The following is a 13,323-nucleotide window of genomic DNA, read 5'->3' on the forward strand; positions in this document are numbered from 1 at the left end:
GCGCCCGAGGCGTTGCCGCTGGTGGTGGCCACGCCGTTGACGGTGACGCTGGCGGTGGCATCAGACACGGTCGGGGTGAAGGTCATCGAGGTGGTGGCAAACGGCACACTGGCCGTGTAGCTGGTGGTGCCCGCGGCGAACGCGGGGCTCAGGGTGCCGCTCGAGAGCGACAGCGCCGACAGGTCGGCGTTGCTCGAGGCGGCGCGCGTCACGGTCACGGTATAGGTCTTGGTGGTGCTGCCGTCGAGCGCCGTGACGATGGTGGTGATGGTGTTGGCGCCCACGTTCAGGGCGATGCTGCCGGAGGCGGCGCCGCTGGCGACGCTTACGCCGTTGACGGTGACGGTCGTGCCCGGGGTGTCGACGGTGGGCGTGATGGTGGTGCTGGCCGTCGCATTGGGCACGGCGATGGTGTAGGCGGTGGTGGCGGTGGCGAACGCGGGGCTGAGCGCGCCGGCCGTGGCACTCAGGCCGGACAGGGCGGCATTCGCGGTCGGTTCGGTGAACACGAAGCTGTTGAAGCCTTCCCGGAACAACTTGGAGCCCATGCCGCTGGTGCCGCCGTTGCTGGTGATGCGCAGCTCGTCGACGTTGGTGAACTGGGGTGGCGGCGAAATCTGGACCTGGTCGTAGTTGCCTCCCGTGGTGAAGGTCCAGCCGGGCACGGCCAGCGCGCCGTTGCGATAGCCAGTGAGGGTGTAGGTGGAGGAGTTGTCTTGCGCATCCTGGATGCGGAAGCTCGAGATGCCGAAGGTCCGGTTCGACTGGGCCTTGACGATCAGGGAACCGACCTCGTCGAAGCCCGTGGTGTTGGGGTTGTAGAAAAGAAACATTGATCCGGTGCTGCTTGTCAGGTCGACATTGCTGACCTCACCGAAGCGGGTATTGGCCGTGTTGGCGAAATAGAATTCGTAGACGACGTTGGGAATATTCGTCGATCCCGTGCCGACCTGCCCGTCGACGATCGAGGGAGACGAGAAGGAGAAGTCGGGCTGGCTGTAGGGAATGGTCATCGTGCCGGCGACCGACGGCAGGACGTGGCGGTAGGCGGGGAAGGCCAGGGCGGTGCTGCGCAGGGGGGCGGTGCGCGCCTCCAGCAGCCAGTCGCCGCCGTGGGCGGCGGCGCCGGTCAGGTTGTTCGAGGCGGCCACGCGGGCGCCGGTGCGTCCGGCCAGCGCGCCAATGAAGTCCCGGCCCGCTTTGCCTTCGGCCACGTTACAGCCGTACAGCAGAATGTCTGCGTCACGGCGCAGGGCTGCGCGGATGATACCGAGGTCGGCGCTGCGCTCCTTCAATTGCTGGCGGCCCAGTTGCAGCGAGCCGAGCTGCAAGCTGCCCGGTCCGCCGTGCGAAATGAGATGCAGGCCGGCGATGTCGCGCCGTGTTTCCAGCGCTTGAGCGATCTGGCGCAAGCCGTCGTGCTCGCCGTCGAGCACCACCACGTCCATGTGATCGGGGCCGCTGCCGATGAGTTCCCGATAATCTGCGACATTATCTTCGACAAACAGGATTTGTTTTCTCGGTTGGCTTGATGTGGCTGCGATTGGTGGCGCGCCGGACGACCAGGCGGGCGCGGGAAAAAGAAGATTGGCGCATATGCATGCCATCAAGAAGAGACGCCACCACATCGGTGTAGCGGGGAACGTTGATACGACAAATTTGCTCATTTTTTCGTCTTTCATTGTCTAGCAAGCTTGCCCGCCCGCAGCGGGGCAGGCGGCGGCGTCAGGCCTTTGGTGTTCGGGATGCTGGTGAATAAGTATGCGGCAGGCATTCATGACGGCACCGGCGGGTCCGTTTTCCTGCGCTTGTTGAAACACTACACATGCGACTTGGATATTGCGCATCCCGCATGAATGCCGGGAAAAAACATATTGTTGCCGTAAAGCTAATTATCTGAAGAAAATTTAAATTCTCATAGTTATTTAAGACGGATTGCTATGCAGTCTGTTAATTGTTGCCAAAAGGATACAAAATGACCGTTGTTTAGCGGCCCAGGCCTAGCGTTTCCAATCTGCGGTAGCGCTGCGCAAGCTGCAAAGACAGCCCGGCGCCGTCACCAGGTCCTGCGGCAAATTGCCCGCCTCGATGAAACATCTGCGTGAAAGGCTGCTTAGCCTTCTGAATGAGGAACGGCCCGATCGAAAATGCGACCGGGCCGTCAAGGTAAAACCACAACGCTATTGCATGCGCGTGCTACGAAAATCTGCTCAACTGAACGGCATTACCGCACAAACGGTGGTTATTTCGTCTGAAGCTTGGTTCCCCGCCAGCCTGCGCCGAAGCGCTCATCTACCGCCTAAATGACGAACTCCTGGTGCACCGCCGGCTTGTGCGCCAGCAGCAGCGACAGCTTTTTCAAGGCGCTGGCCAGGCGCGCGCGGTCGCGGATGCTGCCCAGCGAGATACGGATGGCGTTCGGTGGTTTGCTGGCGTGGAAGGCGTCCGAGGCCGTCACGGCCACGCCCTGGGCGCGGGCGGTGGCGGCCAGTTCGCGCGAGGTCCAGTAGCTGGGCAGTGAAAACCAGACATGGATGCCGTCGCTGCGCGGGTGGCTGGTGCCCGTCAGGATGGTGCGGATGACGTCCTGGCGCGCATCGGCTTCGCTGCGTATGCCGGCCAGCAGTGCGTGCGCGGAGCCGTCGTGTATCCATTGCGTCGTCAGCGCCGTCGTCAGGGGCGTGGCCATCAGGGAAAACGCGCGCAGGGCTTGCACGAAGCGCTCGCGCAGCTGCGCGTCGGGCACCAGCGCGTAGGCCATGCGCAAGCCCGGCGCCAGGCATTTCGACAGGGTGGCGATGTACGACACGTTGCCCGGCGCGTAATGGGCCAGCGGCGGCGGCGCGTCCGAGGCCAGCAGCCAGTACGGGTCGTCCTCGATGATATGCATGCCGCAGCGTATGGCCACTTCCGTGATGGCCAGGCGCCGCGCGACCGGCATGGTGTGTGCGGTGGGGTTTTGCAGGGTGGGATTCAGGTAGACCAGGCGCGCACGGTGCTTGCGGCTGGCTTTTTCCAGCGCATCGGGCAGCATGCCGTCCGCGTCCGTTTCCACGACGATGGTCTTGCGATTGAGCTGCCCCGCTGCCGCGCGCAAGCCCGGATACACGGCTGGCTCCGTCAATATGCTGTCGCCGGGCCGGCTCAGGGTCAATATCAGCGCTGCCAGCGCCGCCTGCGCGCCGGGGCAGGCCACCACCTGTTCCGCCTCGACGTGGTCGAACATGGGCGCGAGCCAGGCGGCGCCCGCCGCGCGGTCGGCCTTGCCGCCGCCGCCCAGGTGATAACTCATCAACAGATCGCTGTCCGTGCGCATCAGCACCTGTGCCACGCCCTGTTTCAGCAGGTCGTCGAAATCCACGCCTGCGGGCGGCGGCGGGATGTTCATGCTCAGGTCCAGCATCTGCGTCAATTCCACCTTCGGCGCGGCCACGTAGGTGCCGCGCGCGCCTTGCCCTTCCAGCAGATTCCTGCGCTTGGCCTCGTCGTAGGCGCGCGTCACCGTCGTCAGGTCGATCTGGAACAGGGCCGCCAGACGGCGCTGCGGCGGCAGGCGGTCGCCCGGGCGCAGGCTGCCGTCGGACAGCGCGCGCTCGAGCATGTCGGCGATCTGCAGATAGCGCGGGCCGCCGTGCTGCACGAATGGCGTGATCCACGCACTGGCCTGGCTTTCTTCTTGTATGGCTTTTGATTTGGACATTTTGTCTATATGTATGGATATTGCCTCTCGCAATTATGCGGAAAATCCCGTTAAAAATCCATACATGTTTGGATTCCCCGCTGGACTCACCAGGCCGGCGGGATTGTTATTGCCAACAGGCATTTAAGTCTGGCTTCAAGGTGTGGCAGCGCACGGTGGCGCGCGGCGGGCGCGGTTAAGGTAGTGCCAACAGCTTGCTGCTGATGCCGTATTTGATATGGCTCAGCCCGGCAGCGTTTAGCCGCTTCTTTTTCCCCGAAGCGAGGAGAATCATGATTCGGTCACGGCATCGAGCATGGTTGAAATTATTCACTGTTAAGGAAACCACCATGAACGCGATTGAAAAAACCAGCTCCGATATGAATGGCACCGTGCAGGATACCCGCCAGGAATTGCACCGCACCATCGACAAAGTGGCTAGCCAGGCCCAGCCCCTGGCCGACAAGGTCGCCACGCGCGCCCATGACGGCGTGGACCAGGTGGGCGAGCGCATCGAGCAGGTCAGCGACAGCGTCAGCAAGGCTTCCGAACGCCTGATGGCGCGCGGCAAGCAATTGGGCGCCGCCTGCCAGCGCGCCGGCGAGACGGGCCGCGATTATGTGCGCGAACGCCCGGCCATGTCGCTGCTGATTGCGGCCGCCGCCGGTTATGGCCTGTCGAAGCTGCTGGGTTCGCGTAAATAAGCTTACGCAGTCCGGCAAGGTAGTTGTCGTGGGCGCTGGCCCGGTTTGCCCTCATGGCGGGCCGGAGCAGCGCCCACGCGCACAAGGTAGTAGCAAGCAGTAAAGGAGAGTGAAGATGCGCTCCATTTTGTTGTGGTTGATTGGCATACCTATTCCCATCATTATTTTGATTGCCCTGTTCGTGCGCTGAATGAGGGAGTTGTAGCGTTACTTCCCGGGGCAAACTACTCACAGGAGATGTAATGGCTACCACCAAGAAAACGCCGTCCACGGACGGTGCGGGTTCCGTCTTGAGCAGCATGTCCGGCCCATCCGACAGCAGTGCGCCGCACAGCCTGGGCGCGGACAATGACGTGACCCGCGCGCTGCTGCAAAAGACGGCCGCCAGCCAGCAACTGTCCGCCGCCATGGCCGACAATCCCAAGGAAGCGGGCCAGTACGGCGAGGCGGTGCGCACGCCGCCCGAAGGCGTGCATGTGGCAACCGGCGAAGCGCTGGCCACGGCCAGTACCACGGGCGAAACGATACCTTCTCCGAAGACGGGCGATGGCCAGCCCGCGCTGGGCGAGAACGCGCTGAATAGCTCGCTGGATGGCGCCCGCAGCGACGACAGCGGCTGCGTGCTGACGACCAACCAGGGCGTGCCCGTGGGCGACAACCAGAACTCGCTGAAGGCGGGCTTGCGCGGCCCCACCCTGATGGAAGATTTTATTTTGCGTGAAAAGCTCACGCATTTCGACCATGAGCGCATCCCCGAGCGCGTCGTGCATGCGCGCGGTTCGGCCGCCCATGGCTACTTCGAATGCTACAAGGAGCAAAGCAAGCTGACGCGCGCCGCGCCGTTCGCCAAGGCGGGCAAGCGCACGCCCGTCTTCGTGCGTTTTTCCACGGTGGCCGGCGAACGCGGTTCGACCGACACGGCGCGCGACGTGCGCGGCTTTGCCGTGAAGTTTTATACGGACGAGGGCAACTGGGATTTGGTCGGCAATAACATCCCCGTCTTCTTCATCCAGGATGCGATGAAGTTCCCCGACCTGATCCACGCCGTCAAGCCCGAGCCGCACAACGGCATGCCGCAGGCGGCCAGCGCGCACGACACCTTCTGGGATTTCGCCTCGCTGTCGCCGGAAATCACGCACATGCTGATGTGGGCCATGTCCGACCGCGCCATCCCGCGCAGTTTTCGCATGATGCAGGGCTTCGGCGTGCACACCTTCCGTCTGGTGAATGCCAAGGGCCAGTCCGTGTTCTGCAAATTCCACTGGTCGCCCATGGCCGGCACGCATTCGCTCGTGTGGGACGAAGCCGTCAAGATCAGCGGCGCCGATTCCGACTTCCACCGGCGCGACCTGTGGGAAGCCATCGAGTGCGGCGAGTATCCCGAATATGAATTGTCCTTCCAGGTCTTCACGGAAGCGCAGGCGGAAGCGTTTCCCTTCGACGTGCTCGATCCCACCAAACTGATCCCCGAAGAACTGGTCCCGCTGGTCCCCGTCGGGAAAATGGTCTTGAACCGCAATCCCGACAATTTTTTCGCCGAGACGGAGCAGGTGGCCTTTTGCACGGCGCACATCGTGCCCGGCATCGATTTTTCCAACGACCCGCTGCTGCAGGGGCGCATCCACTCGTACGTGGACACGCAGATCACGCGCCTGGGCGGCGCCAACTTCCATGAAATCCCCATCAATGCACCGCTGGCGCCCCTGCACAACAACCAGCGCGACGGCATCCACCGCCAGGCCATCAACCGGGGCCGGGTCGCGTACGAGCCCAATTCGCTGGCGGGCGGCTGTCCGTTCCAGGCGGGCGCGAAGGGGTTCAACAGCTTTCCCGCGCCGACCGAAGGCGACAAGGTGCGCGGCAAGCCCGAGAAATTCGCCGAGCATTTTGCGCAGGCGCGCCTGTTCTGGATCAGCCAGACGCCTATCGAACAAGACCATATCTTGCATGCGTTCCGCTTTGAATTGAGCAAGGTGCAGACGGTGGCCATCCGCAAGCGCATCGTCGCCATGCTGCGCAATGTCGATGAGACGCTGGCGCAGCGCCTGGCCGACGCGCTGGGCCTGGCCCTGCCACCGGCCATGCCGCTCGCCTCCATGCTGCCCATGCCTACGTATCCGCCGTCGCCAGCGCTGTCGCTCTTTTTCCGCCCCGGCAAGACGGGCATCCATACCTTGCGCGTGGCCATCCTGGTGGGGCCGGGCAGCGATGGCGCACAGGTGCGCCACATCTATGCCGCGTTGCTGTCCGATGGCGCCGTGCCGCGCCTGGTGGGCAGCCTCCTGGGGAAAGTCGACACCAGCGGCGGCGCGCCGCTCGACGTGGAAATCTCGCTCGAAACGGGACCGTCCGTGCTGTTCGACGCCGTCGTGGTGCCCGACGGCCAGGGGGCCGTGCAGCAACTGGGCGACGACGCCAACGCGCTCGACTTCCTGCGCTTGCAATACCGTCACTGCAAGCCGATGCTGGCCATCGGCGCGGGCAAGGGCTTGCTGGACAAGGCTGGCGTGCCGCTGACACTACCCGATGGCAAGCCGGATCCCGCCGTCATCGTCGCGCCTTCCAGCGACGTGGTGAAAGCCGTGGCCGCGTTTAAAAAGGCGCTGGCGGCACACCGGGCGTTCGCGCGAGAAACGGATCCGCCGCGGGTGTAAGTGGCTGCGTCAGGCATGGACGGGATCGGCCGACCCCTGCCGGTCCCGTTGCCTACCCTGTTTGCGCCGCATGCGCAACGCCATGCAACAATGTAAACAATGAAAACGTCCTGCGGTGATATGCTGCTGACTAGAACTGTTCATTTGCAACTATTTCTATAACACCAGCAAAGAACGGCTTCAGCAAACCGGATCGCGATTACCGCATGGACAAGTACACACCTCGCACCTGGGGGCCGGGCGAACGCCCGACCTTGCCCGGGTCGCCATCGATGCCCGAACATTCGACGCCCAAGCGTGTCGCGTATTTCATCGTCGGCCTGATCGTCGCGCTGACGGGGGGGCTCGGCAACGGCCTGGTGACGGCCAATCTGCTGAACCTGCAAGGTTCGCTGGCCGCCTATGCCTACCAGATGCAGTGGCTGCCGGCCGCCTACGTGATGACCATCGTCTCCATGAATCTGCTGCTGGTGAAGTTCCGCCAGCAGTTCGGCCTGCGCCTGTTTACGGAAGCGTTCCTGGTGCTGTATGCGCTGGTGACGTTCGCCCACCTGTATGCGAATACCTTGCCGTCGGCGATCGCCGTGCGCGCCGCGCATGGCATGGTGGGCGGCGCGCTGGGGGTACTGGGCCTGTACTACACCCTGCAGGCGTTTCCCGCGCGGCACCGCCTGAAGGGCGTGGTGCTGGGCCTGGGCTTTGCCCAGCTGGCCTTGCCGCTGGCGCGCATCTTCACCTCCGAACTGCTGCAGATCGGCGAATGGCATGGCTTGTACCTGTTCGAACTGGGACTGGCCCTGCTGGCGCTGGGCTGCGTGCTGGCCCTGAAACTGCCGCCCGGCGACCGCGTGCAGACGTTCGAACCGCTCGACTTCCTCACCTTTATTTTGTTCGCACCCGGCGTGGCCCTGCTGTGCGCCGTGCTGGCGCAGGGGCGCACGGCGTGGTGGATGGAGTCGGAGTGGGTGGGCGTGTGCCTGGCGTGTTCCATCGTGCTGATCGCCGCCTCGCTGGCCATCGAGCATAACCGCGCGCGTCCGCTGCTCAATACGCGCTGGCTCACCACGGGCAAGATCGCCAAGCTGTTTTTATCGGTGCTGCTGTTTCGCATCGTGCTGTCCGAATCGACGGGGGCGGTCGGCTTCCTGCAGGCGCTGGGCTTGAACACGGACCAGATGCAGCACCTGTTCATCGTGGTGCTGCTGGGCAGCGTGGCAGGTTTGGTGGTCAGCGCGCTGACGATCAATCCGGCCACCCTCAATCGCTCGCTGATGTTCGCGCTGCTGCTGATCGCCGCCGGCGCCCTGATCGACGCGCACGCCACCAGCCAGACGCGCCCCGTCAACATGTATGTCAGCCAGTTCCTGCTGGCCTTTGGCGGCACGTATTTCCTCGGCCCCACCATGGTGGCCGGCATGGGCGCCGTGATCGCCGAACCGCGCAACCTGGTGAGTTTTTCCGTGATGTTTACCATGACGCAGAACCTGGGTGGCCTCCTTGGTTCGGCCATCGTCGGCACCATCCAGACGGCGCGCGAAAAATACCATTCCAGCTACCTGGTCGAGCATCTCACCATGCTCGACCCGCAGGTGGCCGCGCGCGTGCAGTCGGGCGCCGCAAGCTACGGCGGCGTCTTGATGGACCCGGCCCTGCGCAGCGCCCAGGGCGTGGCGCGCCTGGGCGCCGTCGCCACGCGCGAAGCCAATGTCCTCGCCTACAACGACGTCTTTCTGATGATCGCCGGCGTCGCCATCGCCACCCTGATCTGGATGCTGGTCAGCCAATCCTGGACCCGCATCACCACCGGCGCGCGTCGCCTGGTCGGCCCCGTGCGCGATGCGCAGACGGCCATGGCCATCGTCCCCATTACCAATTCGGAACCGAGCAATGACAGAAAATAACACCACACCGCCAGTACCTCCCACCGCACCGGCCGCCCCCGCCGCCCCTTCCATGGCGCAGCCGGACCGGCGCCACCAGTGGCTGTCCGCGCTGGCCTTTGCCGCCGTGGCCCTGGTGGGCGTGCTGATCGTGCTGTACGCGTGGCGTTTGCCGCCGTTCACCAGCCCCATCGTGACGACGGAAAACGCCACCGTGCGCGGGCAGGTGACCATCATCGGCACGCAGCTGTCGGGCTATGTGGTGGAAGTGACGGTGCAGGACTTCATGGATGTCAAGGAAGGCCAGCTGCTGGTGCGCATCGACGACCGCATCTACCAGCAGCGCTACGAGCAGGCGCAGGCCCAGCTGGCCGCGCAGCAGGCGGCGCTGTCGAACTGGGCGCAGCAGAAGGCCAGCGCGCAGGCGGGCATTTCCGTCAGCGAGGCGGCGCTGGCCAACGCGGAAGCGCAGGCGCGCAAGGCCAGCGCCGATTTGAATCGCGTGGAGCAGCTGGTGGCCGACGGTTCGCTGTCGCAGCGCGAACACGACCAGTCACGCGCCACGCAGGCGCAGATGGCGGCGGCGCTGGCGCAGGCGCGCGCCAATCTCGACATCGCCCAGCAAAGCGTGCATAGCGTGGTGGTCAACAAGCAGGCCCTGGAAGCGGCCGTGGCCAACGCGCAGGCGGCCGTCAAGGCGGCGAAGATCGACCTCGATAACACGCGCATCGTGGCGCCTTCCGACGGCCAGCTGGGCCAGGTGACGGTGCGCCAGGGCGCGTACGTGAATTCGGGCGCGCAGCTGATGGCGCTGGTGCCGCGCCAGATGTGGGTCATTGCCAATTTCAAGGAAACGCAGATGAACGGCGTGCAGGAGGGGCAGAGCGCCACCTTCCACGTCGACGCCCTCGACGGCGCCGTGCTGACGGGCCAGGTGGAGCGCATCTCGCCGGCCACCGGTTCCGAATTTTCCGTGCTGCCGGCCGATAACGCGACGGGCAATTACCTCAAGATCGCCCAGCGCATTCCCGTGCGCATCCGCATTGATGCGGGGCAGGCGAATGCGCGCCGCCTCGTGCCGGGCATGTCGGTGGTGGTCAGCGTCGACACGTCCGCCGTGCTGAACGACTCGGCGGAGAATCCGGCGCCCCCGCCGCCGCCGAAGAAAGCCAAGCCATGAAGCGCCGCGTATGGCTGATGGCCGGCGTGCTGGCGCTGGCGGGCTGCGCCGCCAACGCGCCACCGCAGCCCGTATCGGCCCTGCAACTGCCATCCGGCTGGCGCGCGCAGGTGGCCGGTGCGCCTGCGGCGACTGACGCCCATGTCGAGCAGCTGTGGTGGCAGGCCTTCGGCGATCCCGTTTTAAGTGATCTGGTGGGCGAGGCGCTGGCGCGCAATGGCGACTTGCGCGTGGCGCGCGCCCGCGTGCAGGAATACCGCGCGCGCCTGGCGCAGGCCGATGCGAACCGCGCGCCGAACCTGGCCTTTGACGGTTCGCCCACGCGCACGCGCACCCTGGCGTCGAGCGGCAAGCCGTATGTGACGAATGTCTTCCAGGCCGAACTGCAGGCCAGCTATGAAATCGACGTGTGGGGCCGGCTGGGCAATCTGAGCGACGCGGCCGGCGAGAGTTATCGCGCCGAACAGGCCAGTCTCGATGCGGCGGCCCTGTCGATCGCCGCCAGCGTGGCGACCAGTTACCTGAATCTGCGGGGACTCGACGCGCAGCTGGCGCTCACCCAATCGACCCTGCAGCTGCGCGAACAGTCGCGCGAGCTGGCGCGCAAGCAGTTCGAGGTGGGCTACAGCTCGCGCCTGGAATGGCTGCAGGCGCAATCGGAATACCATGCGGCTGCCGAGCAGGTGCCGCAGCTGCAGCGGCAGATCTTTGAGCAGGAAAACGCGCTGGCGATCCTCGTCGGCGGCAATCCCGGCGCCATCGCGCGCGGCTTGCCGCTGGCCGAGCTGGCGGCGCCGGGCGTGCCGGCCGGCCTGCCGTCCGAACTGTTGCGCCGACGGCCCGACATCGCGCGCGCGGAACACAACCTGGCGGCCGCCAACGCCAGTCTGGCCGCCACGCGCGACCAGCTGCTGCCCTCGTTCAAGCTGACGGCGGCGGGCGGCGGGCAAGCCACAACACTCACCGATTTCCTGCATGCGCCGACGGCCCTGTGGCGCTTGACGGCATTGGCGGCCGGCCCCCTGTTCGATGGCGGGCGGATACAGGCGCAGACCGATGCGGCCGGCGCGCAGCGCGACCAGCTGGCATACACGTATGAGAACGTGGTGCGCAACGCCTTCGCCGAAACGGAGAACAGCCTGGGCGCCATCTACCGGCTGCAGCAGCAAGCCGTGGAAAACGACGCGCGCCGCGCCACGGCGGCGGACACCCTGCGCATCGCGCACAACCGCTACCGCAATGGCTATGCCTCCTACCTGGAAGAACTCGACGCCCAGCGCACCCTGTACAGCGCCGACGTGGGCTTGCTGCAGCTGAAGACGCGCATCCTCGTCGCTTCGGTCGACCTGTACCGGGCCATGGGCGGTGGCTGGTCGGCCAAGACGCAATAGGCGCGTGTGCACGGCATCGCCAGTGTAATATTCTGACCGGGGAAAGCGGCGGCATGGTGCCAGCCGCTCCCATCACGAACCAACGAGGTCGCAGCATGACGATTTTTGGCATAGGCATCCACATCCTGATCGCGGTATTTTTTGCGATTCACGTGGTGCGCAACGGGCAGCAGCTGTACTGGCTGCTCATTTTGTTCATGTTCCCGCTGCTGGGCAGCGTGGTGTATTTCTTCGCCATCTACCTGCCCAATTCGCGCCTGCCGCAAAGCGCGCGCAAGGTCGCTTCGGTGGCCGTGCAGGTGCTCGATCCGAACCGGGAATTGCGTGAGGCGAAGGCCGCCTTCGAGTACACGCCGACGGCGCAAAACCAGATGCGCCTGGCCAGCGCGCTGCTCGAAGCGGGCAATGCGCAGGAAGCGGCATCGACGTATGAGGCCTGCTTGCGGGGAGCGTTTTCATCGGACCTGGAAATTCGCCTGGGCGCGGCACGCGCCTACCTGGAGTGCGCGCGCGGCGCCGAGGCATTGACGCACCTGGAATTCATCCGCCGCACGGATAGGCATTTTCGTCCCGAGATGGTGTCGCTGCTGACGGCCCGCGCGCTGGCGCAAAGCGGGCGCCAGGTGGAAGCGAAGGCGGAATTTGACGACGCGCTGACGCGCTACAACAGCTTCGACTGCCGCGCCGAATGCGCGATCTGGGCGCTGCAGCAGGGCGACAAGGTGCTGTCGGAACGCCTGCTGCTCGATATCGACAGCGCCATGGCCCGCTGGAGCAGCCATACGCGGGCTATGTATGCGCCGCTGCTGGCGCGCCTGGAGGCGGCGCGCCGCTGATTTTTTGCCGGTGCCTGGCTCAGACGCCAGGCACCGTATTTTTGCCCTCGACCAGTTTGTATCCTTTTCCATCGAAGCCATAACGCGCATGGCCGTTCAGCGGCGTGGCGATGCGCGGCGGGTCTTGGTCCGGTTTGACCGTGACGCCGGGCTTGATCTTTTCGGACGCGCCCGTGAAATCGATCAGCAAGTCATCGTAGGCGCCGCCATTGCGCGCCGTGGCGAAGCGCCACTTGCCGCTGACCAGCCAGCACTCGTCCGTTTCAGGCCCGCAGGCGCCCATGTTGTCCGAGTACAGGTCGATGGCGCCATCGAGTGAGGTGACCTTGCCGTCGCCAATTTCAAACAGGGCCAGTTGCGTGATGGTGTAACCCTGGCCCGTATAGCCATGGCGGATCGCCAGCCCAGGCTTGTTCGCGCCCAGCATGACCCAGTGGACTTCACCGAGCTGTCCCGACGAGCCCAGGGCGGCGATGTTTTCCAGCCGTTTCACGACTTGCCACTGGCCTTCGTCCGGCTGGCCCTTGGGCGCCAGGAAAAAGACGTTCAACAGTCCCGGCGAGGCGTGCGCCGATTCGGCCGTGCCTTCCGTGTTGGCCGTTTCCGCATTCGCCACCAGGATGGCGCGGCCATCTGGCAAGAGCTTGTGGCTGATGGCGCTGACCACGTAGCTGAGGCTATCGACATGGTTGTCGGGGTCTGGCAGGTCGGCCAGCGCATCCTCGCTGTCGCTGCGGTATCCCTTGCCGAAGACGGCGCGCATCATGCCTGCTTCGCGTTCGCGCGCCTGCGGCGTGTTCATCTCGTTGGTCTTGGGGGCTGTGGCGGCAGGCGGCGGCACAATGTCGGCCGGCGCCGGTTCGACGGCTGCTGCCGGCGCGTCGGCGGCTTCCTGTGCCTTGGCGGGCGCGGTTTTTTCCGAGCAGGCGCCGAGCAGTGCGGAGACCATCAGCAGGACGAGCGGGGTGCGGTAATTCATAGGCAGGGCAGATTGCGTTC

The 13,323-nt window shown here is 65.0% G+C and carries 9 protein-coding genes; 6 read left to right on the forward strand and 3 right to left on the reverse strand.

The window, feature by feature from the left end; all coding sequences use genetic code 11:
* Together K0F86_RS23570 and K0F86_RS23575 are read right to left on the reverse strand one after the other, a co-directional pair.
* Positions 1–1,682, reverse strand: a 1,682-nt coding sequence (locus K0F86_RS23570; RefSeq protein WP_306823223.1) for a DUF4347 domain-containing protein, incomplete at its 3' end; no start/stop codon positions are given.
* A gap of 617 nt (positions 1,683–2,299) precedes the next feature.
* Positions 2,300–3,700, reverse strand: a complete 1,401-nt coding sequence (locus tag K0F86_RS23575; RefSeq protein ID WP_219136590.1) for a PLP-dependent aminotransferase family protein — start codon at positions 3,698–3,700, stop codon at positions 2,300–2,302.
* A 329-nt stretch (positions 3,701–4,029) separates the two neighbouring features.
* Between K0F86_RS23575 and K0F86_RS23580 the strand changes: the two genes are divergently transcribed.
* The 6 genes from K0F86_RS23580 to K0F86_RS23605 all read left to right on the forward strand — a co-directional run bounded on the left by K0F86_RS23580 (position 4,030) and on the right by K0F86_RS23605 (position 12,324).
* On the forward strand, positions 4,030–4,383 hold the full coding sequence (locus K0F86_RS23580) for a YqjD family protein (protein WP_219136591.1): 354 nt from the start codon (positions 4,030–4,032) through the stop codon (positions 4,381–4,383).
* Between the two features lie 242 nt (positions 4,384–4,625).
* Entirely contained in the window at positions 4,626–7,037 is a 2,412-nt protein-coding gene (locus K0F86_RS23585) for a catalase (RefSeq protein ID WP_306823224.1), read from the forward strand.
* A gap of 206 nt (positions 7,038–7,243) precedes the next feature.
* A complete protein-coding gene (locus tag K0F86_RS23590; protein ID WP_219136592.1) occupies positions 7,244–8,938 on the forward strand; it encodes an MFS transporter in 1,695 nt (564 codons plus the stop codon).
* Entirely contained in the window at positions 8,925–10,097 is a 1,173-nt protein-coding gene (locus K0F86_RS23595) for an HlyD family secretion protein (RefSeq protein WP_257572328.1), read from the forward strand. Before K0F86_RS23590 ends, K0F86_RS23595 begins: the two co-directional genes overlap by 14 nt.
* Entirely contained in the window at positions 10,094–11,488 is a 1,395-nt protein-coding gene (locus tag K0F86_RS23600) for an efflux transporter outer membrane subunit (protein ID WP_219136593.1), read from the forward strand. Before K0F86_RS23595 ends, K0F86_RS23600 begins: the two co-directional genes overlap by 4 nt.
* Before the next feature lie 95 nt (positions 11,489–11,583).
* A complete protein-coding gene (locus K0F86_RS23605; protein ID WP_219136594.1) occupies positions 11,584–12,324 on the forward strand; it encodes a tetratricopeptide repeat protein in 741 nt (246 codons plus the stop codon).
* A gap of 19 nt (positions 12,325–12,343) precedes the next feature.
* On the opposite strand, the gene K0F86_RS23610 is transcribed toward K0F86_RS23605, so the two are convergent.
* The gene (locus K0F86_RS23610) at positions 12,344–13,303 is read right to left on the reverse strand and encodes a hypothetical protein (protein ID WP_219136595.1); all 960 of its coding nucleotides are present in this window, start codon (positions 13,301–13,303) and stop codon (positions 12,344–12,346) included.
* Positions 13,304–13,323 lie beyond the last annotated feature (20 nt).

It is taken from the genome of Janthinobacterium sp. UMAB-60 (assembly GCF_900095235.1).
Lineage (GTDB): Bacteria > Pseudomonadota > Gammaproteobacteria > Burkholderiales > Burkholderiaceae_D > Janthinobacterium.

Excerpts from the sequence above, each read along its gene's own strand:
- K0F86_RS23595 (WP_257572328.1), top strand. The coding sequence starts at position 8,925 with ATGACAGAAAATAACACCACACCGCCAGTACCTCCCACCGCACCGGCC.
- K0F86_RS23580 (WP_219136591.1), top strand. The coding sequence starts at position 4,030 with ATGAACGCGATTGAAAAAACCAGCTCCGATATGAATGGCACCGTGCAG.
- K0F86_RS23590 (WP_219136592.1), top strand. The coding sequence starts at position 7,244 with ATGGACAAGTACACACCTCGCACCTGGGGGCCGGGCGAACGCCCGACC.
- K0F86_RS23605 (WP_219136594.1), top strand. The coding sequence starts at position 11,584 with ATGACGATTTTTGGCATAGGCATCCACATCCTGATCGCGGTATTTTTT.
- K0F86_RS23575 (WP_219136590.1), bottom strand. The coding sequence starts at position 3,700 with ATGTCCAAATCAAAAGCCATACAAGAAGAAAGCCAGGCCAGTGCGTGG.
- K0F86_RS23600 (WP_219136593.1), top strand. The coding sequence starts at position 10,094 with ATGAAGCGCCGCGTATGGCTGATGGCCGGCGTGCTGGCGCTGGCGGGC.
- K0F86_RS23610 (WP_219136595.1), bottom strand. The coding sequence starts at position 13,303 with ATGAATTACCGCACCCCGCTCGTCCTGCTGATGGTCTCCGCACTGCTC.
- K0F86_RS23585 (WP_306823224.1), top strand. The coding sequence starts at position 4,626 with ATGGCTACCACCAAGAAAACGCCGTCCACGGACGGTGCGGGTTCCGTC.